Source organism: Corynebacterium sp. SCR221107, from assembly GCF_027886475.1.
Classification (GTDB): Bacteria; Actinomycetota; Actinomycetes; order Mycobacteriales; family Mycobacteriaceae; genus Corynebacterium.
The window spans coordinates 2,913,932-2,929,629 of sequence record NZ_CP115670.1 but is presented as its reverse complement, the minus strand read 5'-3'; the positions used below and the strand labels follow the sequence as shown (position 1 = coordinate 2,929,629).

Sequence of the window (15,698 nt, the reverse complement as noted above, 5' to 3'; positions counted from 1 at the left end):
GATCTCTAGATGTATGCCCTAACTGGACTCTGCGGCACCTTAATGAAAGGTGGGACCCTAAGAGCCAGGAGTTGATTGAGCCTGAAATTCAAGGAGCTTGGCTCTGAGTGCGGGATCAACTGCGTAGATGTAGAGGCCATGGACCCCTCGAGTGAGAAGCACGTTCAACTCATTTCTCAGCAACTCGTCTGAGACATCCACCGTGGTGTCACCGATTGTCCTCTTGGAAGTCGCATTCTTGTTAAAGGACTTGCTCTTGTCCGTGATGACGCGCTGGGTAGATTCGTCCCATTTGACCGACTCCCCAAGAATGACGCCAGCGTAGTTGAGATCAAAACCTTGGATGGTGAATGTAGAACCAACTTCGTTAATTGTTTGTGGCTGTTCAGCCCATGCACTCTTTGAAAGGGTTCGTTCTGGCTTCAAAGCGTAGTTCCAGGGCATTCGAAAATCCCCAATCACGACATCCCAAGTTCCACCATCTTCAGGTTTCTTGCTTTTCCATTCCCAATCGTAGGTAGCGAGAAGACGGGAAAGTCCATGCTCAACTTCTGATGCCTTTTCGGAAATCGAAGAATAGAGTTCCTGTGGATCATCAAAGACGCGCAAGTCATAGTCATCCGGAAACTCGGTGATTTGTCCTTCGTCAACGAAGCTTCGAATCCAATTTGTTGCCTTTAAAGAGGAAACTCGCATTTGCTGACTTAGCTCGATTCGGGTGGTATTTGCGCTGTGCCTAATCTCGTCGATTTGGCTGGTTGTCACGTACCCTTTTCTATTGAGAATTTGCAGCGGATCAAAAATGCAAATCACCAGTCGTGCTCTCTCGAGTAAATCCTTTAGATGATTCTTGCCTTTGTAACCCTGATCTCCTTGAGTTAGTAGTAAGTGCCCCTCATCGACCAAGACGACATCTACCTTATCCTCAGATGAATGCTTATTAATGAATCGAGTGGGGCGAAGAACTCGTTCTTCGTCTTTTCTGGAAATACCAAGCTTTTCGGAGATTTCCTCATAAACACGTAGTTGTTCGTGATGATTGCAAAGTAGGTAGCAATCCAAATTTTGCAGTTCGATTTGATTGCTTTCAAAAGCACTTCCTTGTGCTAGCTCAAAGAAAATGCTGCTCAGTAATACCGTTTTGCCAGTTCCAGCTGCTCCCTCAACAAAAATGAGATTGCCTTCCTCACTTGGAGCTGTATCTGTCAACTTATTCTCTATAGCATTGAGAATAAGCGCTTTTGCTTCTAATTGTTCTTGGGTGAGGCGGTGAAAGGGTGAAGCTTTAAATAGTGCTGAGTCCCGAATAATCTTCTCGGCGGGGAATAGATCTGAGTCAAGAAGATTAAGTTGTCTCCAAATTTGCGAAAAAATTTCATCAACAAAATTGCTGGTAAAGTACTTTCCCTGAGAGTTTCGCCGTGCATTCGCAGACTCCCGTAGATCAGAGTCAACAGAGTGCGATGATTCTGAGCTTGTTAAATAGAGCATCATCTTGTCTTCAATGTCTAGGGTAAGCGACTTGTTGAAGTAATTATGGCCAATGATATGTAGGCGGCTTGACTTGCTTTCTCGGAAGTAGGTCCACTTTTCCCGCTGAGATTGGGAAGCGGAGCGTGGGTCAGAGACGAGGTGAGTCTTGGTTCGCTGAACGATGTTGTTGGTTTCTCCAACGTAAGATCGGAAAGAAGTCTTTTGACCTTCTTCACTTGAAATAACATAGACGGTTGGATACTCAGCAATGAGCTCGCGTGTCTCGGCAGATAGTTCGCCATTTTGCAGTGGATCTAACAGTGAAGCAAGAGCCTCGTTAGAGTAGTCGATTTCTTTGACTACGACCTTTGGTTTGGGAAAAGTCTTCTTGGTAGGCATGAATTTCACCGAAGCTTAGTAAATGGCTAGTAATTGCGGCTGATCAAAGTGCTTCCGAGTAACAGATTAGATAGCCGCCTCAAATTCTATAGTTTGAGAATTAAGAATTTGTCAGTTGGGGAAGCTAAATGCGTACTGCTCTAAACTTAATCGCCCAGTTTCACGGTCGGGTAATCATTGCGTGATGGGGTCCACCGTGGCGAAGTAGCTTGCTAGTTCGCAGCGATCCATCGCTTTCAGCAAGCCGCCCACCGCGAGCGCGAAAAGCCGTGTCCGCCTAAGGGAAGAATTCAGGCGGACACGGCGTCCATGGCTGGTACCTTTCATGTTCACGCGTCATGGTTCCAGGCTCGAGGCGCGGGAACACCCCAGCCACGAAGAATTAGGGATTCCGAGTTTCGCCCATTGAGGTCGGCAATAGCCAGCGAGGGTCGAGGTTGCGCAGGCACTCGCGTGCGAAGGCGACCATTGCGGGCGGTTCCCGGTAATCGCCTGGTGCGAAGGGGCTATCGACGAACGGGAGCAGGAGCTTGAATGGCTCGATCTCGAATTGGAATCGCGAGAGAAACTCATCGGCTTTTTCTTCGGCCCTGTCCGCGTCGTCGAGGCCGAAGTAGGTATCGATGGCGTCCATGAGGAACGCTTCAATTTCCTGATCCGGGTCGGTGCCATGCACCACGGCGAGGCTGCGTGCAGCATCGCGGTTGTAGGCATAGTAGAGCAGGGCCAAGATGGACGTGATGTATTGTTCGCCCTGTTCGTCGGGAAGCATCGTGGTGAATTCCCGGGCAAACTCCGCAGGGCTAAGCGCCAGCATCCGTGTGGTGGTGTCGGTAGCTAGCAGGGAATCGATGGACGCATCGGCGACCCGAGCGCAAAGAAAGAAGCCCGAGAAGGTCATCCACAACTCGGCCGGCGTGATGAGGTCAGGATCCAAATCGAGGATCTTTACTATTTCGCGGGCCTTCTTTTCCAAAGGACGCTTCTTTAACATCGTGCGCAGCACGTCCTGGATCCGTGAACCCACAAGGTGCGCGTGCGCGTCGGAAAACTCCTTTGTGTCCGCCAACTGGCGGCGCACCATCTCAGTGACCAGGGGACTATTGAAATGCTCAGCGATGGCGTTGACGACGCCATTTTTCACCGCATTCTTGTACAGGCGCTTGGCAACCAGCTCATCCTCCAGGAAGGAGCTTTCAAATGAGAGATTATCGAAGAAATCGTCGGAATCGTCGTCAAAAGGATCGAAGTCATCGAAAGGGGTATTCGCAGTCGGCACATCAAACTGCTGGTTGTACTGGGCGATGGCGTCTTCCGGCGAAAGCCCCTGGTTTTCGACCAAGTCGCGCAAGCTGGCAATGACGGCCTCCGCCGGGTTGAAGAAGGCTTCGGATTCCTCGGGCACCGCGGTCACCTCCACCCGCTTGATTCGGTTTCCTATCCGGGTGAGTTCCTGATCATTGAGCATCAAGAGATTAAATTTGAGTTCCAGTGAGCTCATTCCCGGAAAGTTCAGCTCAATGGCCTCAAGGTTCTCCACCTCATCGAAGCGTCCCTGCGCCGCGAGATCGATATCATCAAGCATCTGATCCCAGACGTGGACGCCGCCGACGTCTTCCCTGGGTGCGACACCGTAGGCGTCGACAAGCGTAGCCTTCTTGCGCGGGCGACGGTCTGTGCCGACAAGGGTTAACTGAATCGCCCAATCATCGCCGAGGTCATAGGTATAGCGCATCTGCGCCCCGATCTCAGTGAGGAGGGAGGACACCAGCAGGTCATCCTCGTGCTGCGCGCCCAGCTGCTCCGGTGCGTTGGAGTACCGGGTGGAACCGCAATCAAAGACGTGAAGATGGACATCTTCCCACGTAAACGCCTCTTGTAGCAGCAGATGCATTCCGAAAAGCGTGGTCTCTTCGGGAATGTCAAGCACGCGCTGAACAGGGTGGGTGGCATCGATAAGCTCGGCATTGATTCTCAAGGAAGGCACACCAAGAGTGTGCCAGAACGCGGCATAGTTGTACACGGGCGGGCTATGCGCGTGCTCCTGGCCGCTTGTCATGGCGTTGCGCGAGCTGGGGTTTGGGCATGGGGCGGGTGAGGCGAATCGTTGGAGCTCGGAGAATGCTGGCGGTGCATCGGTTTTGCGACTTATGGCAGCGGATTGATGAGCTTTTGATGGATATCTGTTTAACGTGAGCGATGATGCTGGGATTTCTCAAAAGAGTCGTTTCGGCATCTTCCATCATGACTTTGCTTACTTGGTTGTGAGTGCTCGTAACACTATGTAACATGGCCACTGTGAGCCAGGGTTGAGCGCAAGCAAGAATGCCCCGGGCAGCAACTCCAAGGACTCAGTGCGCAAGCATGTGGGTCCTTGTGCTTTTTCAAAAGAAGGGTCACATGAATGTTGCTGGCATACATTGATGAAATCGGCAGTACCGGTGCTTTCATTCATCCAAGTCACCCCCGCTTCAGTGACAGCCCTGCATTTGGGTATGGAGGCTTCATTATCCCTGAAGAAAATGCCCGCGAGTTTGGCGCCTATTTTGCTGAGCGTAAGAAGGAATTCTTCAGGAACGAAATCCCTGCAGATACTGATCCCGGTCGGTGGGAAAAGAAAGGCTCTGACCTTCTATTCGCGCGTGTTGCCGAGGAAATGCCTCAAAACCTTCGCCTATTGGGTTCTCTAATCTCAAAGCTGAAGCGCCTTGACGGCAATTTATTCTACTATGCCGAAGAAAAGCCGATAGGTAGCCCAAAAGAAACAAACTGTGGACCTGCGGAATTCAGAATGCGGGAAGAAACTGCCATGCGTGAAACACTTAACCGTATCGCGCGCCACGCCGACTTCCACGACTCACGTGTTCTGGTAATGATGGATCAGATCAATGAAAAGTCACGTATCCAACGATTACCCACAATGTATGCGCACATCTTGGGGCGGGCTTCGGAACACAGGGAAATGAAAAGAATTATCGAGCCACCCATGCACATCGACAGTGGCCTGTCTACAAACATCCAATTCGCAGATTGGATTTGTTCTCTCGCGAAGCGAGCGATCGAGTTCCAGCTTGTAGAAGACTCACGTTACAACTGGATCCCGAAGGCAAAACAACTCTCTACCGCCCGTGGGTCCTTTACTTATGAGTCTAAACTCAGACTGCATTTTCGTGCTGTCGACGACCTCAACCACTCTGAGATCCTGTATCCCACTCGTCCGCTTTTTGATTCAATTCCCAGTGGAACACTCCACGAAGAAAATATGCGCAAATTAGCCCGCGTCAGAGCCGCTACCCTAAGAGATTTGAATCAGTAATCAGTTGTCACCTTATGTAGTCATTTTCCAGCAGCATGAAAGGTGCGCCCAGGGCTTGCGGCGGTGGGCGTCGGCAAGCAAAAAGGGGTGCCAAGGACCGATTTTGCAGGCGGATAGCGTGCAGGCGCTATAAAGTTGAAAAGAGATTCCTTCGCTTAAAAAAAGGGGCGTCATCATGCGCGGAATCCTCCGGGCCATAGGCACGGCCGCGATGGCTGTGCTTGCATCGATGTCGCTGGTGGCCTGTGGCGGCAGTGGCAGCGACGAGGTCGTGGTGGTGACCGTGACCAGCACCCCCGGCGTACCTTTAGACGTACCGCAGGAGCAGCAACAAGATCAGCAGGGACAGTCGGATTCAGGGGTGGACCTGGGCAAGCTGCGCAGCGCCTATGAACAGGTGCTGGCCGCGCCACCGGACCTGGATACGCTGACCCATGAAGATTTTGAAGCGTTCGGGGCCACCTACGGTTACGCGATCGGCGAGTTCACCAGCGATAACCGCCCGGACTTGCTCATTAGGCGAGATACCAGGGGATGGTCGCCGATCACCATGATCACCACCGATGCCGATTACAACATTGTGCAGGCGACAGCTTCGCTGCTCGATGGGGCCAGCGGCGGTAGTGAACGCGGCTAGGTGGCATTCAGCAGCGACGGCGACGGCGTTTTCCAAATCCTCTATGACGCCAACGCTACCTCCGGGCGTTCGGAACGCTACCGCCTGGTGGGCACGATGCCGACAAAGGTGGGCGAAGAAACGGTCCCCTTGCCGAATCTTCCATCGACCCACGTCGAGGTGGATTGGCGCCCGACCACTGATCCCAGCGGGCTGGATGCGTTGTCGACCGTGGCGGCGCAGTACGGGCAAGCGCAGCAACCCGCGCAGCAGGCAACACCCGAGCCGGCGCAGGCTGAGGGTGCGTCGGAGACGGACACCATCGAGCTATCTGGCACGATGCGGCACCTTGATCGGCAGGGTGCACTGTTCGGCTCGGCGGATCCCAACCCGGGGGTCGATCTTGCAAACTCCTTCTGGGTTTTGATGCTGGATCAGTCCCAAGACATCACCGGCTTCCAAAGCGGCAGGCCGGGGACGACGCGTACGCGCACGATGGATGTTGGCGTGAGCATTACCGCGGGCGAGTATTGGGACTACGAGGGCAAGCACGTGACCATCACCGTGCCGGCGATTGCGGGCACGTACCCGTCCGATACCAGCCTGCCGCTGGGTATGCTGCGCGTCTATGACGTGCGCGATATACGGCTTTCCTAGCTTGTTGTTGGCTGGTTTTTGCTTTCCGACGGCCACTGGCCGCCCGCACCACCTGCCGGGCGCCCAGTGGCTTTTTCGGTGTTCGCGGGTGCGCGACCTGTGGTCGTCGGCAAGCATGCAAACGCTGTGGGTGGGAAACCGGAGGGGTAATGAATTTGTCCTAGGTCACACCCGCATATGCGCGCCCGCTTAACAAACGATTAAGTAACATGTTACTGTGCTCTACATCACCGAAAGGGTGTCGTATTGAGCTGACTAACTCAAAGGTTGGTCGCTGGATGAGAACGAAGACCCAACGTAATCGATGGAAAGGAGCGAGAGATGGGAATTGTTGCGCTTGTCGTGTTCATCGCCATCGCGGTGATCGTCAACGTGTTTCTCAAGCGCGAGATCTCCGAGGCGCTGCTCGTGGGGCTCATCGGCGTGGCGCTGGTGGGCGGCAAAGACGCGCCGCAGCTGTTGTGGCACGGGATAACAACAGCGGGAAAATCCGAGGTGACCTTCGCGGGCATGGCCTTTGTGTTTATGGGCATCATCGTGCAGTCAACCGGGCTGATCGACCGGCTCATCACCATCTTGAACTCGATCTTCGGCAGGCTCCGCGGTGGCGCGGCCTATGTGTCGACGCTGGGTTCGGCCATGATCGGCCTGATTGCGGGATCGACCGCGGGCAACTCCGCCACCGTGGGCTCGGTTACCATCCCCTGGATGAAACAAACCGGCTGGTCCAGCGAACGCGCGGCCACCTTGGTGGCAGGTAACTCCGGCCTGGGCGTTGCCCTGCCGCCGAACTCCACGATGTTTATCATCCTGGCGCTGCCCGCCGCCGCCGGCGCAAGCTCCTCGTCGGTGTATGTGGCGCTGGCCTGCGCCGGCGCATACGCCGTGCTCTACCGCCTGGCCGTGGTGTTTATGTGGTCGCGGAAGGACGCGGTGCCGCGCACGCCCGCCGCGGAGATCGTCCCCTTCCTGGGTGCGCTGAAAAACGGATGGCGCTCGCCGCTGATCTTCTTAGGCATCATTATCCCCGTCATGGTGACCATCGGTCCGCTGGCCCGCTGGCTCGGCGAGGAGCATCGCGTGGGGGCCGATGGCATCAAGTCGATCTCGATTATCGTGTGGGTGCCCATCCTCATCACCCTCATCGCGCTGGTCGAGGGTGCCAATCGCATTAACCAAAACCGGGCGCACTTTGCCGCGCAGATCAAGCGGGATCTGCCCAGCTTTGCCACCGTCGGCATCTCCTTGTTCTCGGCGCTGGCTGCGGCGACCATCATGGAAGAACTTGGCGTGGGCCCGCAGCTGTCGGATGCGCTTAACTCCATGTCCCTGCCGAAGTGGCTCATGATTGTGGCTGTGTGCATCCTGTCGGTCATCGTCGCGACACCGCTGTCCTCCACGGCGACGGCTGCGGCCATCGGCGCGCCCGCGGTGGCGGCGCTGACCGCCGTGGGCATCGACCCCACCATCGCGATCGTGGTGATCTTGCTGTGCACCTCCACCGAAGGGGCCTCGCCGCCGGTGGGTGCGCCGATCTACCTCTCCTCCGCCATCGCGGAGGCCAACCCCACCAAGATGTTTGTCCCGCTCATCATCTACTTTGTCTTGCCGATGATCCTGCTTGCCTGGCTGGTGGGCATGGGATGGTTGCCAGTGTATGTACCGGAGGTGCTCTAGATGATTTTCAAGCTTGTTCGAGTCCTGTTTTATCTCTTCCTCGCGGCCTTTCTGATCGGCGGTGTGGCCATCGTGGGCGTGCAGGCGCTGGGCCTATTTACCTTGAGCAATGAGCTAGTGACCGGGGCGACAAAGAGTATCGCCCCCTATGCCTTCTGGGCATCCACGCTGTGCGCGGTGTGCGCCTTCATCCTCACCTACGCGCCGAAGAAGTAGCGGCGGCTGGTCGGCTCCTTGTTGCCTATTTGCTGCCTGTGTGCTGCCTTTTTGCTGCCTGTGTGGGCATCGCGGGCCTAGAGCAGCCCCGCGGTGTAGTCGGCCCAGATCGTGGCGGTGGCCTGCTCATCGAGCCCGGCCGTGTGCGCGGCCTGGGCAAGCAACAGCCTGCCGGTGGAGCCCAGGTGGCTACGCATCGCGGCGGCCGCGATGAGCCCGTCGCCGCGCTCGATGGCCTCGATGATCGGCTGATGTTCGGCCAGGATATCGGCAAGCGAACGGCTCCTACCCGCCGTTGAGTGGCCAAGGAGCACGGTGTTGTCGCGGATGCGGTCGACGATGGCGACGCCGCGGCGGGCGCCGCCCATTACCAGGATCTGGTGGTGAAGGGCCCGGTCGTGGGCGAAAAATGTGCGCTCATCGCCGCGGCCTGCGGCCTGCGTCATCGCCTCGACCAGGCGGTGGGCCTCCGCCAGCTGGGCGGGGGTGCGCTGGCGTGCGGCGCGGTAGGCGGCGGGCGGCTCGATGCCCAGGCGCAGGGCAAAAAGCTCGGCGACATCGGCGGGATTGGTAGGCACGATCTGGAAGCCCCGATTGCGGGTGAAGGAGATCAGGCCCGCTTCTTCGAGCCGGAGTAGTCCGTCGCGCACGGGCGAGCGGGAGATGTCTAGCTCGCTGGCGAGCTTGTACACCGAGTACCACTGGCCGGGAACCATGGTTCCCTGCGCTACCCCGTCGCGCACATAATCCATCACTTTCTCGGTGAGACTTTCCACCACACCAGTTTCCCATACATGGCCACGCGGCCCAACGAAAGGAGTAACATGCTACCTGTGCAGACAAAGGTTCCTTCCCAACTCCGACGCGATATGCCCACCCGGGCGGCATATTCCTCCGACGCCTCGATCTTCCGCCGCGTGCCCGCAGCAGTGCTGGAACCGCACACGGTCGAAGACATCCGCGAGGCGATTGCCTATGCGCGCGAGAAGGGCTGGCCCATCGTGGGCCGCGGCGGTGGCTCGTCGGTGGCGGGCAACGCCATCGGCGATGGGCTGATTATCGACACCTCCCGGCACTTCAACCGGATCTTGAACATCGACCCCGTCGCCGCAACCGCCGAGGTGGAGCCGGGCGTGGTCTGCGATCAGCTGCGCGCGGCGGCGGCCGAATACGGGCTGACCTACGGACCTGACCCGTCCACGCATTCGCGCTGCACGATCGGCGGCATGGTCGCCAACAACGCCTGCGGCTCGCACTCGGTGGCCTATGGAACCGCCGCCGAGAACCTAGCGGAGATCACCCTCATGCTGGCAGACGGGCGTGAGGTCACCGTCACCCAGGACGGCTGCAGCGACCCGGTCATTGACGCCCAGCTGCGCAGCCTCTTTGATGACAACGCCGACCTGATCCAGGCCGAGCTCGGGCGCTTCCCCCGCCAGGTCTCTGGCTACGGACTGCACTACCTCGCCGCGGACATGGCCAAGGCCATCGCGGGCTCGGAGGGCACTCTTGGGATCATCACCAAGCTCAAGGTCAAGCTGGTGGCTAAGCCTCAGGCCACCGCCCTGGCGGTGCTCGCCTTTGACACCGTGTTTGAGGCCGCCCGGCACGCAGCAGCCCTGCGTCTTGAGGGGGTGGCCACGATCGAGGGCATGGGCGGCGACCTGCTGGATGCGCTGCGCAGCAAGAACGGCCAGGAACATGCCGGTGAGAACCTGCCCGGGCAGCCGGGGGCTGGCGGCTGGCTGTATTGCGAGGTCGGCGCGGAAACCGAAGCTGCGGCGCGCAGGCGCGCCGAGGAGGTAGCGGCCTCAGTGCCCACCCGCGCGTTCGTGGTGGTCACCGACCCCAAGGCGATGCGCGAACTGTGGCGCATCCGCGAAGCGTCGGCAGGCACCGTCACGCGCCTGCCCGACGGCGGCGAGGCGTGGCCGAACTGGGAGGACTCCGCCGTCCCGCCGGAAAACCTCGCCGAGTACCTCCGCGACCTGTACGCGCTCATGGATCGCCATCAGCTCAAAGGCATCCCCTTCGGGCACTTCGGCGAAGGCTGCGTACACGTGCGGATCAGCTTCGACTTCCAAACCGACGAGGGAATCAAGGTCTTTAGCGCCTTCATGCGTGAGGCGGCGGAGCTGGTGACCTCCTATGGCGGATCGCTGTCCGGCGAGCACGGCGACGGCCGCGCGCGCTCGGAACTATTGTCCACAATGTATTCGCCCGAGATGCGCGCACTCTTCGAGCAGTTCAAGCTCATCTTCGACCCCGAGCGCATCTTCAACCCCGGCGTGCTGGTCTGGGCCGATCCCGTGGACCAGGGCCTGCGCATGGATCCCGGCCAGCGCAACCTGGACATCACTCAGGCGCATGCCTTCTCGCACGATGGCGGCGACTTCCTGCGCGCCGTCAACCGCTGCGTGGGGGTGAGTGCCTGTCGATCGATGGAGGGCGCGATGTGCCCCAGCTTCCAGATCACCGGCGACGAGGTGCACTCCACCCGCGGGCGCTCGCGGATCCTGTCCGAGCTCTTCCGCGGTGAGACCGTCACCGGGGACGATGCGGCGCAGGCGTTGGATTTGTGCCTGTCGTGTAAGGCCTGTTCCTCGGAGTGCCCAGTCAACGTGGATATGGCCACCTACAAGTCGGAGTTCCTCAACCATCACTACAAGGGGAAACTGCGCCCGATGGCGCACTACGTGATGGGGTGGCTGCCGCTGACCGGCTTCATCGCGCACAAGGTTTTCGGCTTGCCGACGCTCATCGACACCATCATGACCCGCTTCCCGAAGGCGGTCGCCGCACTCGGTGGTCTCGATTCTTCTCGCCCACTGATCCGCTTCGCCCACACCGGCCTACGTCGGTGGGCGCGCACGCGGACCCCTCAAGGCGGCGGGGAGAAGATCGTCCTGTGGCCGGACTCCTTCAATAGTTCGCTGGCCACAGGGCCCGCGACCGCTGCCGTGGAGGCGTTGGAGGCGCTAGGATTTGAGGTCATCATCCCGCAGGAGTTCGTCTGCTGCGGGCTGACCTGGCATTCCACCGGCCAGCTGGGGATGGTCAACAGGGTCTTGGATCACACGGCGAAGGTCATGAAACCCTACCTTGACCAGGGACTTAACGTGGTGGCCATCGAACCCTCGTGTACCACGATGTTGCGCGGCGAAGCGGCAGAGCTTAACCCGAATATCGCACCGCTTGCGGCCGCGACCAAGAGCTTCGCCGAGGTTGTGGCACCGAAGATTAGGGAGCTCGTCGATACCGGCGCGATCCCCGCGCAGCGCATCGAGGCGGCTGGCAACGTGCTCACCCAAGTCCACTGCCACGAGCGTTCGGCCGGCGGCGGCGCCGAGGCGTCGGCAATCCTTGATGCCCTAGGCTTTAGCGAGGCCCAGATCGAGACCGGTTGCTGCGGGCTTGCCGGAAACTGGGGCTTTGAGAAGGGCCACGGCGAGATGTCCATGCAGCTTGGCGAGCGCGAGCTCTTCCCCCGCGTGCGCGCCATGGACAAGGACAACGGCGGCACCGTGCTTGCCGACGGATTCTCCTGCCGCACGCAGATCGCCCAAGGTACCGGCGTGAGCGCCAAGCACCTGGCCGAGATCGTGGCGGAGGTCCTCAAGTACTAGGCTGCAGCCTTGTTCACTCTTGCTTACCGACGCCCACCGTCGCACCACCCGCGAGCATCCGCGGACAGCCGGCTGGATATGTCGAATCGGTGCCATTTTTTGCACATATAGGGGCCTTGGCGCGGAGCAAAGTTATCAAAATCGCGTGTCTTGATAACTAAAAGAGGTGTTAGGGCGAGTTTCCGGACGTATTATGTGCGCTATTGGAAATGGATGCATGATGTTCTCGGGAAAGGTTGAAGCCATGCGTGTGAGTAAGCGAATCGCCCTGATTGCGTTGGCATCATTGACGCTGGTTGCCTGCAGCGGTGGCTCTAGTGAGGATGTAGTGTACGTGACGGTTACCGTTGCGCCGGACCAGGCCACGCCCGAACAGGCTGCGCCGGAGTCACCCATTGCGACTGTTGAGCAGGCGGGTGGTCAGGAGACCTCGGGTACGAATTTTCACAAGTTGAGTGCGGCGTATGCTTCCGTGTTGGCCAATCCCCCACAGCTGGACACTGTCATGCACGGACCGGATGAGGTTTCCACAGGCTACTACTACGCCATCGGCGAATTTACCGGCGATAGCCGCCCGGACATGTTGATAATGAACTTCTACAGGGGGCATTCGCCGGTCACCATGGTGACCGGCGACGAGAACTATCAGGTCATTCAGGCAACGGCCTCGCTTGTCAACGGTGCGGCCTCTGCAGGCGGTGGACGCTACGAGGTGCTTTTCAATGCCAATCAATTGGGTGTGTGGCAGGTGTCCTACGACTCCCCCCAACCGGGTGCCCTTTCTGAAAACTACCAGCTGCAGGGCACCATGCCAGTGAAAGTCAGTGAGCAATCGTTTGACAAGACGAACTATCCGGCCGACCATATCGAACCCAATTGGCTGCCGATCACTGATCTCAGCGGGCTGTGGTAATAAGGGGTGACCTAGGCCGGTTTGAAGGGCTTCACATGTGCGGTCGAATAGGCATGGTCGAAAAGGGCCTGTTTTCATACCCCCTGGGGTATTTTTGGCACTCCGTTCTACTGTTTCCGTTCGACCGCAGATGTGAAGCCCCAGCCGAGGAATCATGGGATTGACGGGCGCAGCCCGCACACAAAGAAAAGCGGCCCGCGAAAGCGGACCGCTTGAGCCTTAGGCCACCGGCTTCGGCGGCACTGGCGCACCCTCAGGAGGTGCAATCTTTGGATACTTGCGCGAGGCGGCCGTAGCACCAGCGGCAAGGGCGGTGGGAGCAGCGTCATCCTTAGCCCCTGCGGCAGCGCCGGGACGCGGACGGTTCGGGGTGGGGTCCCAGCCGCCGTCGACAAGCTTGGTCTGAACCAGCCACGCCACGGCGAGCACGGCAAGGCCGAGCACGGCCATGAGTGCCAGGCCAAGCGCACCGCCTGCCTTGGACGACCAGCCCAGCAGCAGGCCGAACCAGCCGAAGTCGGCGTCGCCGAAGGTGGTGTTCGCATCGCCGAAGGAGCCCAGAACGCCCAGCAAGAAGGCGGGCAGGAAGGTGATGATCAGGCCATTGGTGAAGGCGCCGAAGACCGCGCCGCGGCGACCACCGGTGGCGTTGCCGTAGACGCCGGCCGCACCGCCGGTAAAGAAGTGGGGCACCAACCCGGGCAGGATCAAGGCCACGCCGAAGGCCGGGTTCAGCCACAGCGACAGTACGGCCAGACCCACGAGGCCGCCGACGAAGGAGGAGATGAAACCAACCAGCACGGCATTTTGTGCGTAGGGGAACACGATCGGGCAGTCCAGCGCCGGGATCGCGCCGGGGACGACCTTGGCGGCAATGCCCTGGAAGGCGGGCACGAGCTCACCGAGGATGGTGCGCACGCCGAAGAGGATCACGGCCACGGCCACGCCGAACTGCAGGCCCTGGGTGACCGACTGCATGAGGTAGTCGCCGACGCCGGTGGCACCGCCCTCGAATGCCTGGAAGGCTTCGTCGGTGCCCGCGCGGGCGATGAACAGCACGGCCAAGACTACATACATCAAGGCCATGGACAGTGCGGTGGCGACCATGGAGTCGCGCAGGAAGCGCAGCCCCTCAGGTAGCTTGAGCTCCTCCGTCGATGCCGACATCTTCTGTCCCTTGCCACCAACCAGCTTGCCGACGGCGCCAGCCGCCAGATAGCCCGCGGTGCCGAAATGCCCAATAGCGATCGAATCGTCGCCGGTAATGCGCCTCGTCCAGGGGTGGGCGATGGCGGGCAGCGACACCATGAGGATGCCCAGCAGCACCGCACCGAAGACGATGACCACCCAGGAGGAATAGCCCGCCGGGGCCAAAACCATGGTCAGAAGTGTTGCCATAAACAGCACGTGGTGGCCGGTGAGGAACACGTAGCTCATCGGGGTGAACCTGGCCAGGATGAGTGAAACCACGAAGCCTAAGATCATGATCCAGGCGACCTGGGAGCCGAACTGTTCCTGGGCGATGCCGACGATGGCCTCGTTGGTGGGAACCACGCCTTGGGCGCCGGTGGCGCCGGTGATCATGGCGCCCAGCGGATCCAAGGAGGCGACCACGAGGTTGGCGCCGGCGCTGATGAGGAGGAAGCCCAGCGTGGCCTTGATGGCGCTGCCGAGCACCTGGCCCGCGGACTTGCCGAGGGCGGATAGGCCGACGGCGGTGATGATGCCGATAAGGAATGCTGGCACGGAGAGAATTTCGTTGACAAGGAAGTTGGCGATGGCCAATAAGACGTTCATGAGGGTCCTTTACACGTCATAAAGCTCGCGCAGCGCGGCGTCGATTTCGGACAGGGACGTGAAATCCTCGATGACGTGGACGGGTACGCCCACGTCGCCGAGCGTGGCGGCGATCTCCCCGGAGGTCAGCAGGAAATCGGCCTCCTTGGCGCGGCCTTTCGCGGAGATGGTGTCGGTGGCCTCCACGGTGAGGTACTTGCTCCATCCCCAGGCATCGAGCACCTGGTCAAGGGTGTTTTTCAGGAACAAGGAGGTGCCCAGTCCGTTGCCGCACACGGTGTAGATCTTGCCCTTGGAGGCAACAGTGTTCGCCGCATGAGCGCGCGCAGGCTTGGCTGCGGTCGAAGTCGCTGGCGCAGCATGCTTGCCGACGTTTCCCGCCGCGCCACCGGCTACCTGCTCCAACACCTGGCGCAGCTGCGCCTCGTCGGCGACCTCATCAAGGCGTGCGCGCGCCTGCTTATTTCCCAGCAGGCTGGCCAGTTCCTGCATCGCCTTGAGGTGGGCGGTGGCGTCGGTGGCGGCGAGGGCGACCACGAGGCTGACCGGGTCGTTGGACTTGTGGCCGAACTCCACCGGCGCATCAAGCCGCACCCACGAAATCGAGGTCTGCTTGACCGCGGCCGAGGGGCGCGCATGGGCGAAGGCAAAACCCGGTGCGACGACGATATAGGGGCCGTTGTCCTCAATCGAGGCAACCATCGCCTCGGTGTAGTCGGCGGTGGCGGTACCCGCCTGCTCCAGCAGCCCACCGGCAAGCCGGATGGCCTCGGGCCAGGTGCGCGCCTGGCCGTGCAGATTCACCGCCCCGGGAGCTAAGAGCTCGTTGAGCATGGACATGAAAGTCTCCCACTTTCTGTGTTGTACAAGATTCCTGTGGTCTCACATGTGTCTCGCCTCAGATGTAAGCGTTAACACCTTAAGACTTACCACTAGCGATTGTTTGTGTATAGGTGCAAAGGTTTGCAAGAACACATGTGCGCGGGTGGATCGCACCTTTCGGAGTCC

Annotated in this window: 12 protein-coding genes; 7 read left to right on the top strand and 5 right to left on the bottom strand. The window is 59.4% G+C overall.

Features of this window, described 5'->3' with window-relative positions; genetic code table 11:
• Positions 1-57: 57 nt before the first annotated feature.
• Complete coding sequence (locus PAB09_RS12765) at positions 58-1,872, bottom strand: DNA/RNA helicase domain-containing protein (protein WP_271034009.1); 1,815 nt, start codon at positions 1,870-1,872, stop codon at positions 58-60.
• Between the two features lie 382 nt (positions 1,873-2,254).
• On the bottom strand, positions 2,255-3,859 hold the full coding sequence (locus PAB09_RS12760) for a plasmid pRiA4b ORF-3 family protein (RefSeq protein WP_271034008.1): 1,605 nt from the start codon (positions 3,857-3,859) through the stop codon (positions 2,255-2,257).
• Between the two features lie 417 nt (positions 3,860-4,276).
• Here PAB09_RS12760 and PAB09_RS12755 point away from each other — a divergent pair, with 417 nt between their 5' ends.
• From PAB09_RS12755 to PAB09_RS12735, 5 genes are all read left to right on the top strand, one after another.
• Positions 4,277-5,188, top strand: a complete 912-nt coding sequence (locus PAB09_RS12755; RefSeq protein WP_271034007.1) for a DUF3800 domain-containing protein — start codon at positions 4,277-4,279, stop codon at positions 5,186-5,188.
• A 175-nt stretch (positions 5,189-5,363) separates the two neighbouring features.
• Positions 5,364-5,825 (top strand): hypothetical protein, encoded by a 462-nt coding sequence (locus PAB09_RS12750; RefSeq protein WP_271034006.1) that lies wholly within the window; start codon positions 5,364-5,366, stop codon positions 5,823-5,825.
• The gene (locus PAB09_RS12745) at positions 5,826-6,461 is read left to right on the top strand and encodes a hypothetical protein (protein WP_271034005.1); all 636 of its coding nucleotides are present in this window, start codon (positions 5,826-5,828) and stop codon (positions 6,459-6,461) included.
• A gap of 321 nt (positions 6,462-6,782) precedes the next feature.
• Positions 6,783-8,138 (top strand): TRAP transporter large permease subunit, encoded by a 1,356-nt coding sequence (locus PAB09_RS12740; protein WP_271034004.1) that lies wholly within the window; start codon positions 6,783-6,785, stop codon positions 8,136-8,138.
• Positions 8,139-8,354 carry a hypothetical protein gene (locus PAB09_RS12735; protein WP_271034003.1) on the top strand — a complete coding sequence of 72 codons (216 nt, stop codon included), beginning with the start codon at positions 8,139-8,141 and terminating at the stop codon, positions 8,352-8,354.
• 77 nt (positions 8,355-8,431) lie between these two features.
• Here PAB09_RS12735 and PAB09_RS12730 read toward each other — a convergent pair whose 3' ends face one another.
• Complete coding sequence (locus tag PAB09_RS12730; protein WP_442873765.1) at positions 8,432-9,106, bottom strand: GntR family transcriptional regulator; 675 nt, start codon at positions 9,104-9,106, stop codon at positions 8,432-8,434.
• 72 nt (positions 9,107-9,178) lie between these two features.
• Between PAB09_RS12730 and PAB09_RS12725 the strand changes: the two genes are divergently transcribed.
• Both PAB09_RS12725 and PAB09_RS12720 read left to right on the top strand, forming a co-directional pair.
• Complete coding sequence (locus PAB09_RS12725; protein ID WP_271034001.1) at positions 9,179-11,980, top strand: FAD-binding and (Fe-S)-binding domain-containing protein; 2,802 nt, start codon at positions 9,179-9,181, stop codon at positions 11,978-11,980.
• Between the two features lie 250 nt (positions 11,981-12,230).
• Positions 12,231-12,893 carry a hypothetical protein gene (locus PAB09_RS12720; protein ID WP_271034000.1) on the top strand — a complete coding sequence of 221 codons (663 nt, stop codon included), beginning with the start codon at positions 12,231-12,233 and terminating at the stop codon, positions 12,891-12,893.
• A gap of 219 nt (positions 12,894-13,112) precedes the next feature.
• On the opposite strand, the gene PAB09_RS12715 is transcribed toward PAB09_RS12720, so the two are convergent.
• Both PAB09_RS12715 and PAB09_RS12710 read right to left on the bottom strand, forming a co-directional pair.
• The gene (locus tag PAB09_RS12715; RefSeq protein WP_271033999.1) at positions 13,113-14,690 is read right to left on the bottom strand and encodes a PTS ascorbate transporter subunit IIC; all 1,578 of its coding nucleotides are present in this window, start codon (positions 14,688-14,690) and stop codon (positions 13,113-13,115) included.
• A gap of 9 nt (positions 14,691-14,699) precedes the next feature.
• Complete coding sequence (locus PAB09_RS12710) at positions 14,700-15,530, bottom strand: PTS sugar transporter subunit IIA (protein WP_271033998.1); 831 nt, start codon at positions 15,528-15,530, stop codon at positions 14,700-14,702.
• Positions 15,531-15,698: the final 168 nt, after the last annotated feature.

Coding starts and splice junctions, on each gene's coding strand:
- PAB09_RS12765 (WP_271034009.1), bottom strand. CDS start 1,872: ATGCCTACCAAGAAGACTTTTCCCAAACCAAAGGTCGTAGTCAAAGAA.
- PAB09_RS12755 (WP_271034007.1), top strand. CDS start 4,277: ATGTTGCTGGCATACATTGATGAAATCGGCAGTACCGGTGCTTTCATT.
- PAB09_RS12750 (WP_271034006.1), top strand. CDS start 5,364: ATGCGCGGAATCCTCCGGGCCATAGGCACGGCCGCGATGGCTGTGCTT.
- PAB09_RS12730 (WP_442873765.1), bottom strand. CDS start 9,106: ATGGATTATGTGCGCGACGGGGTAGCGCAGGGAACCATGGTTCCCGGC.
- PAB09_RS12715 (WP_271033999.1), bottom strand. CDS start 14,690: ATGAACGTCTTATTGGCCATCGCCAACTTCCTTGTCAACGAAATTCTC.
- PAB09_RS12725 (WP_271034001.1), top strand. CDS start 9,179: ATGCTACCTGTGCAGACAAAGGTTCCTTCCCAACTCCGACGCGATATG.
- PAB09_RS12740 (WP_271034004.1), top strand. CDS start 6,783: ATGGGAATTGTTGCGCTTGTCGTGTTCATCGCCATCGCGGTGATCGTC.
- PAB09_RS12735 (WP_271034003.1), top strand. CDS start 8,139: ATGATTTTCAAGCTTGTTCGAGTCCTGTTTTATCTCTTCCTCGCGGCC.
- PAB09_RS12710 (WP_271033998.1), bottom strand. CDS start 15,530: ATGTCCATGCTCAACGAGCTCTTAGCTCCCGGGGCGGTGAATCTGCAC.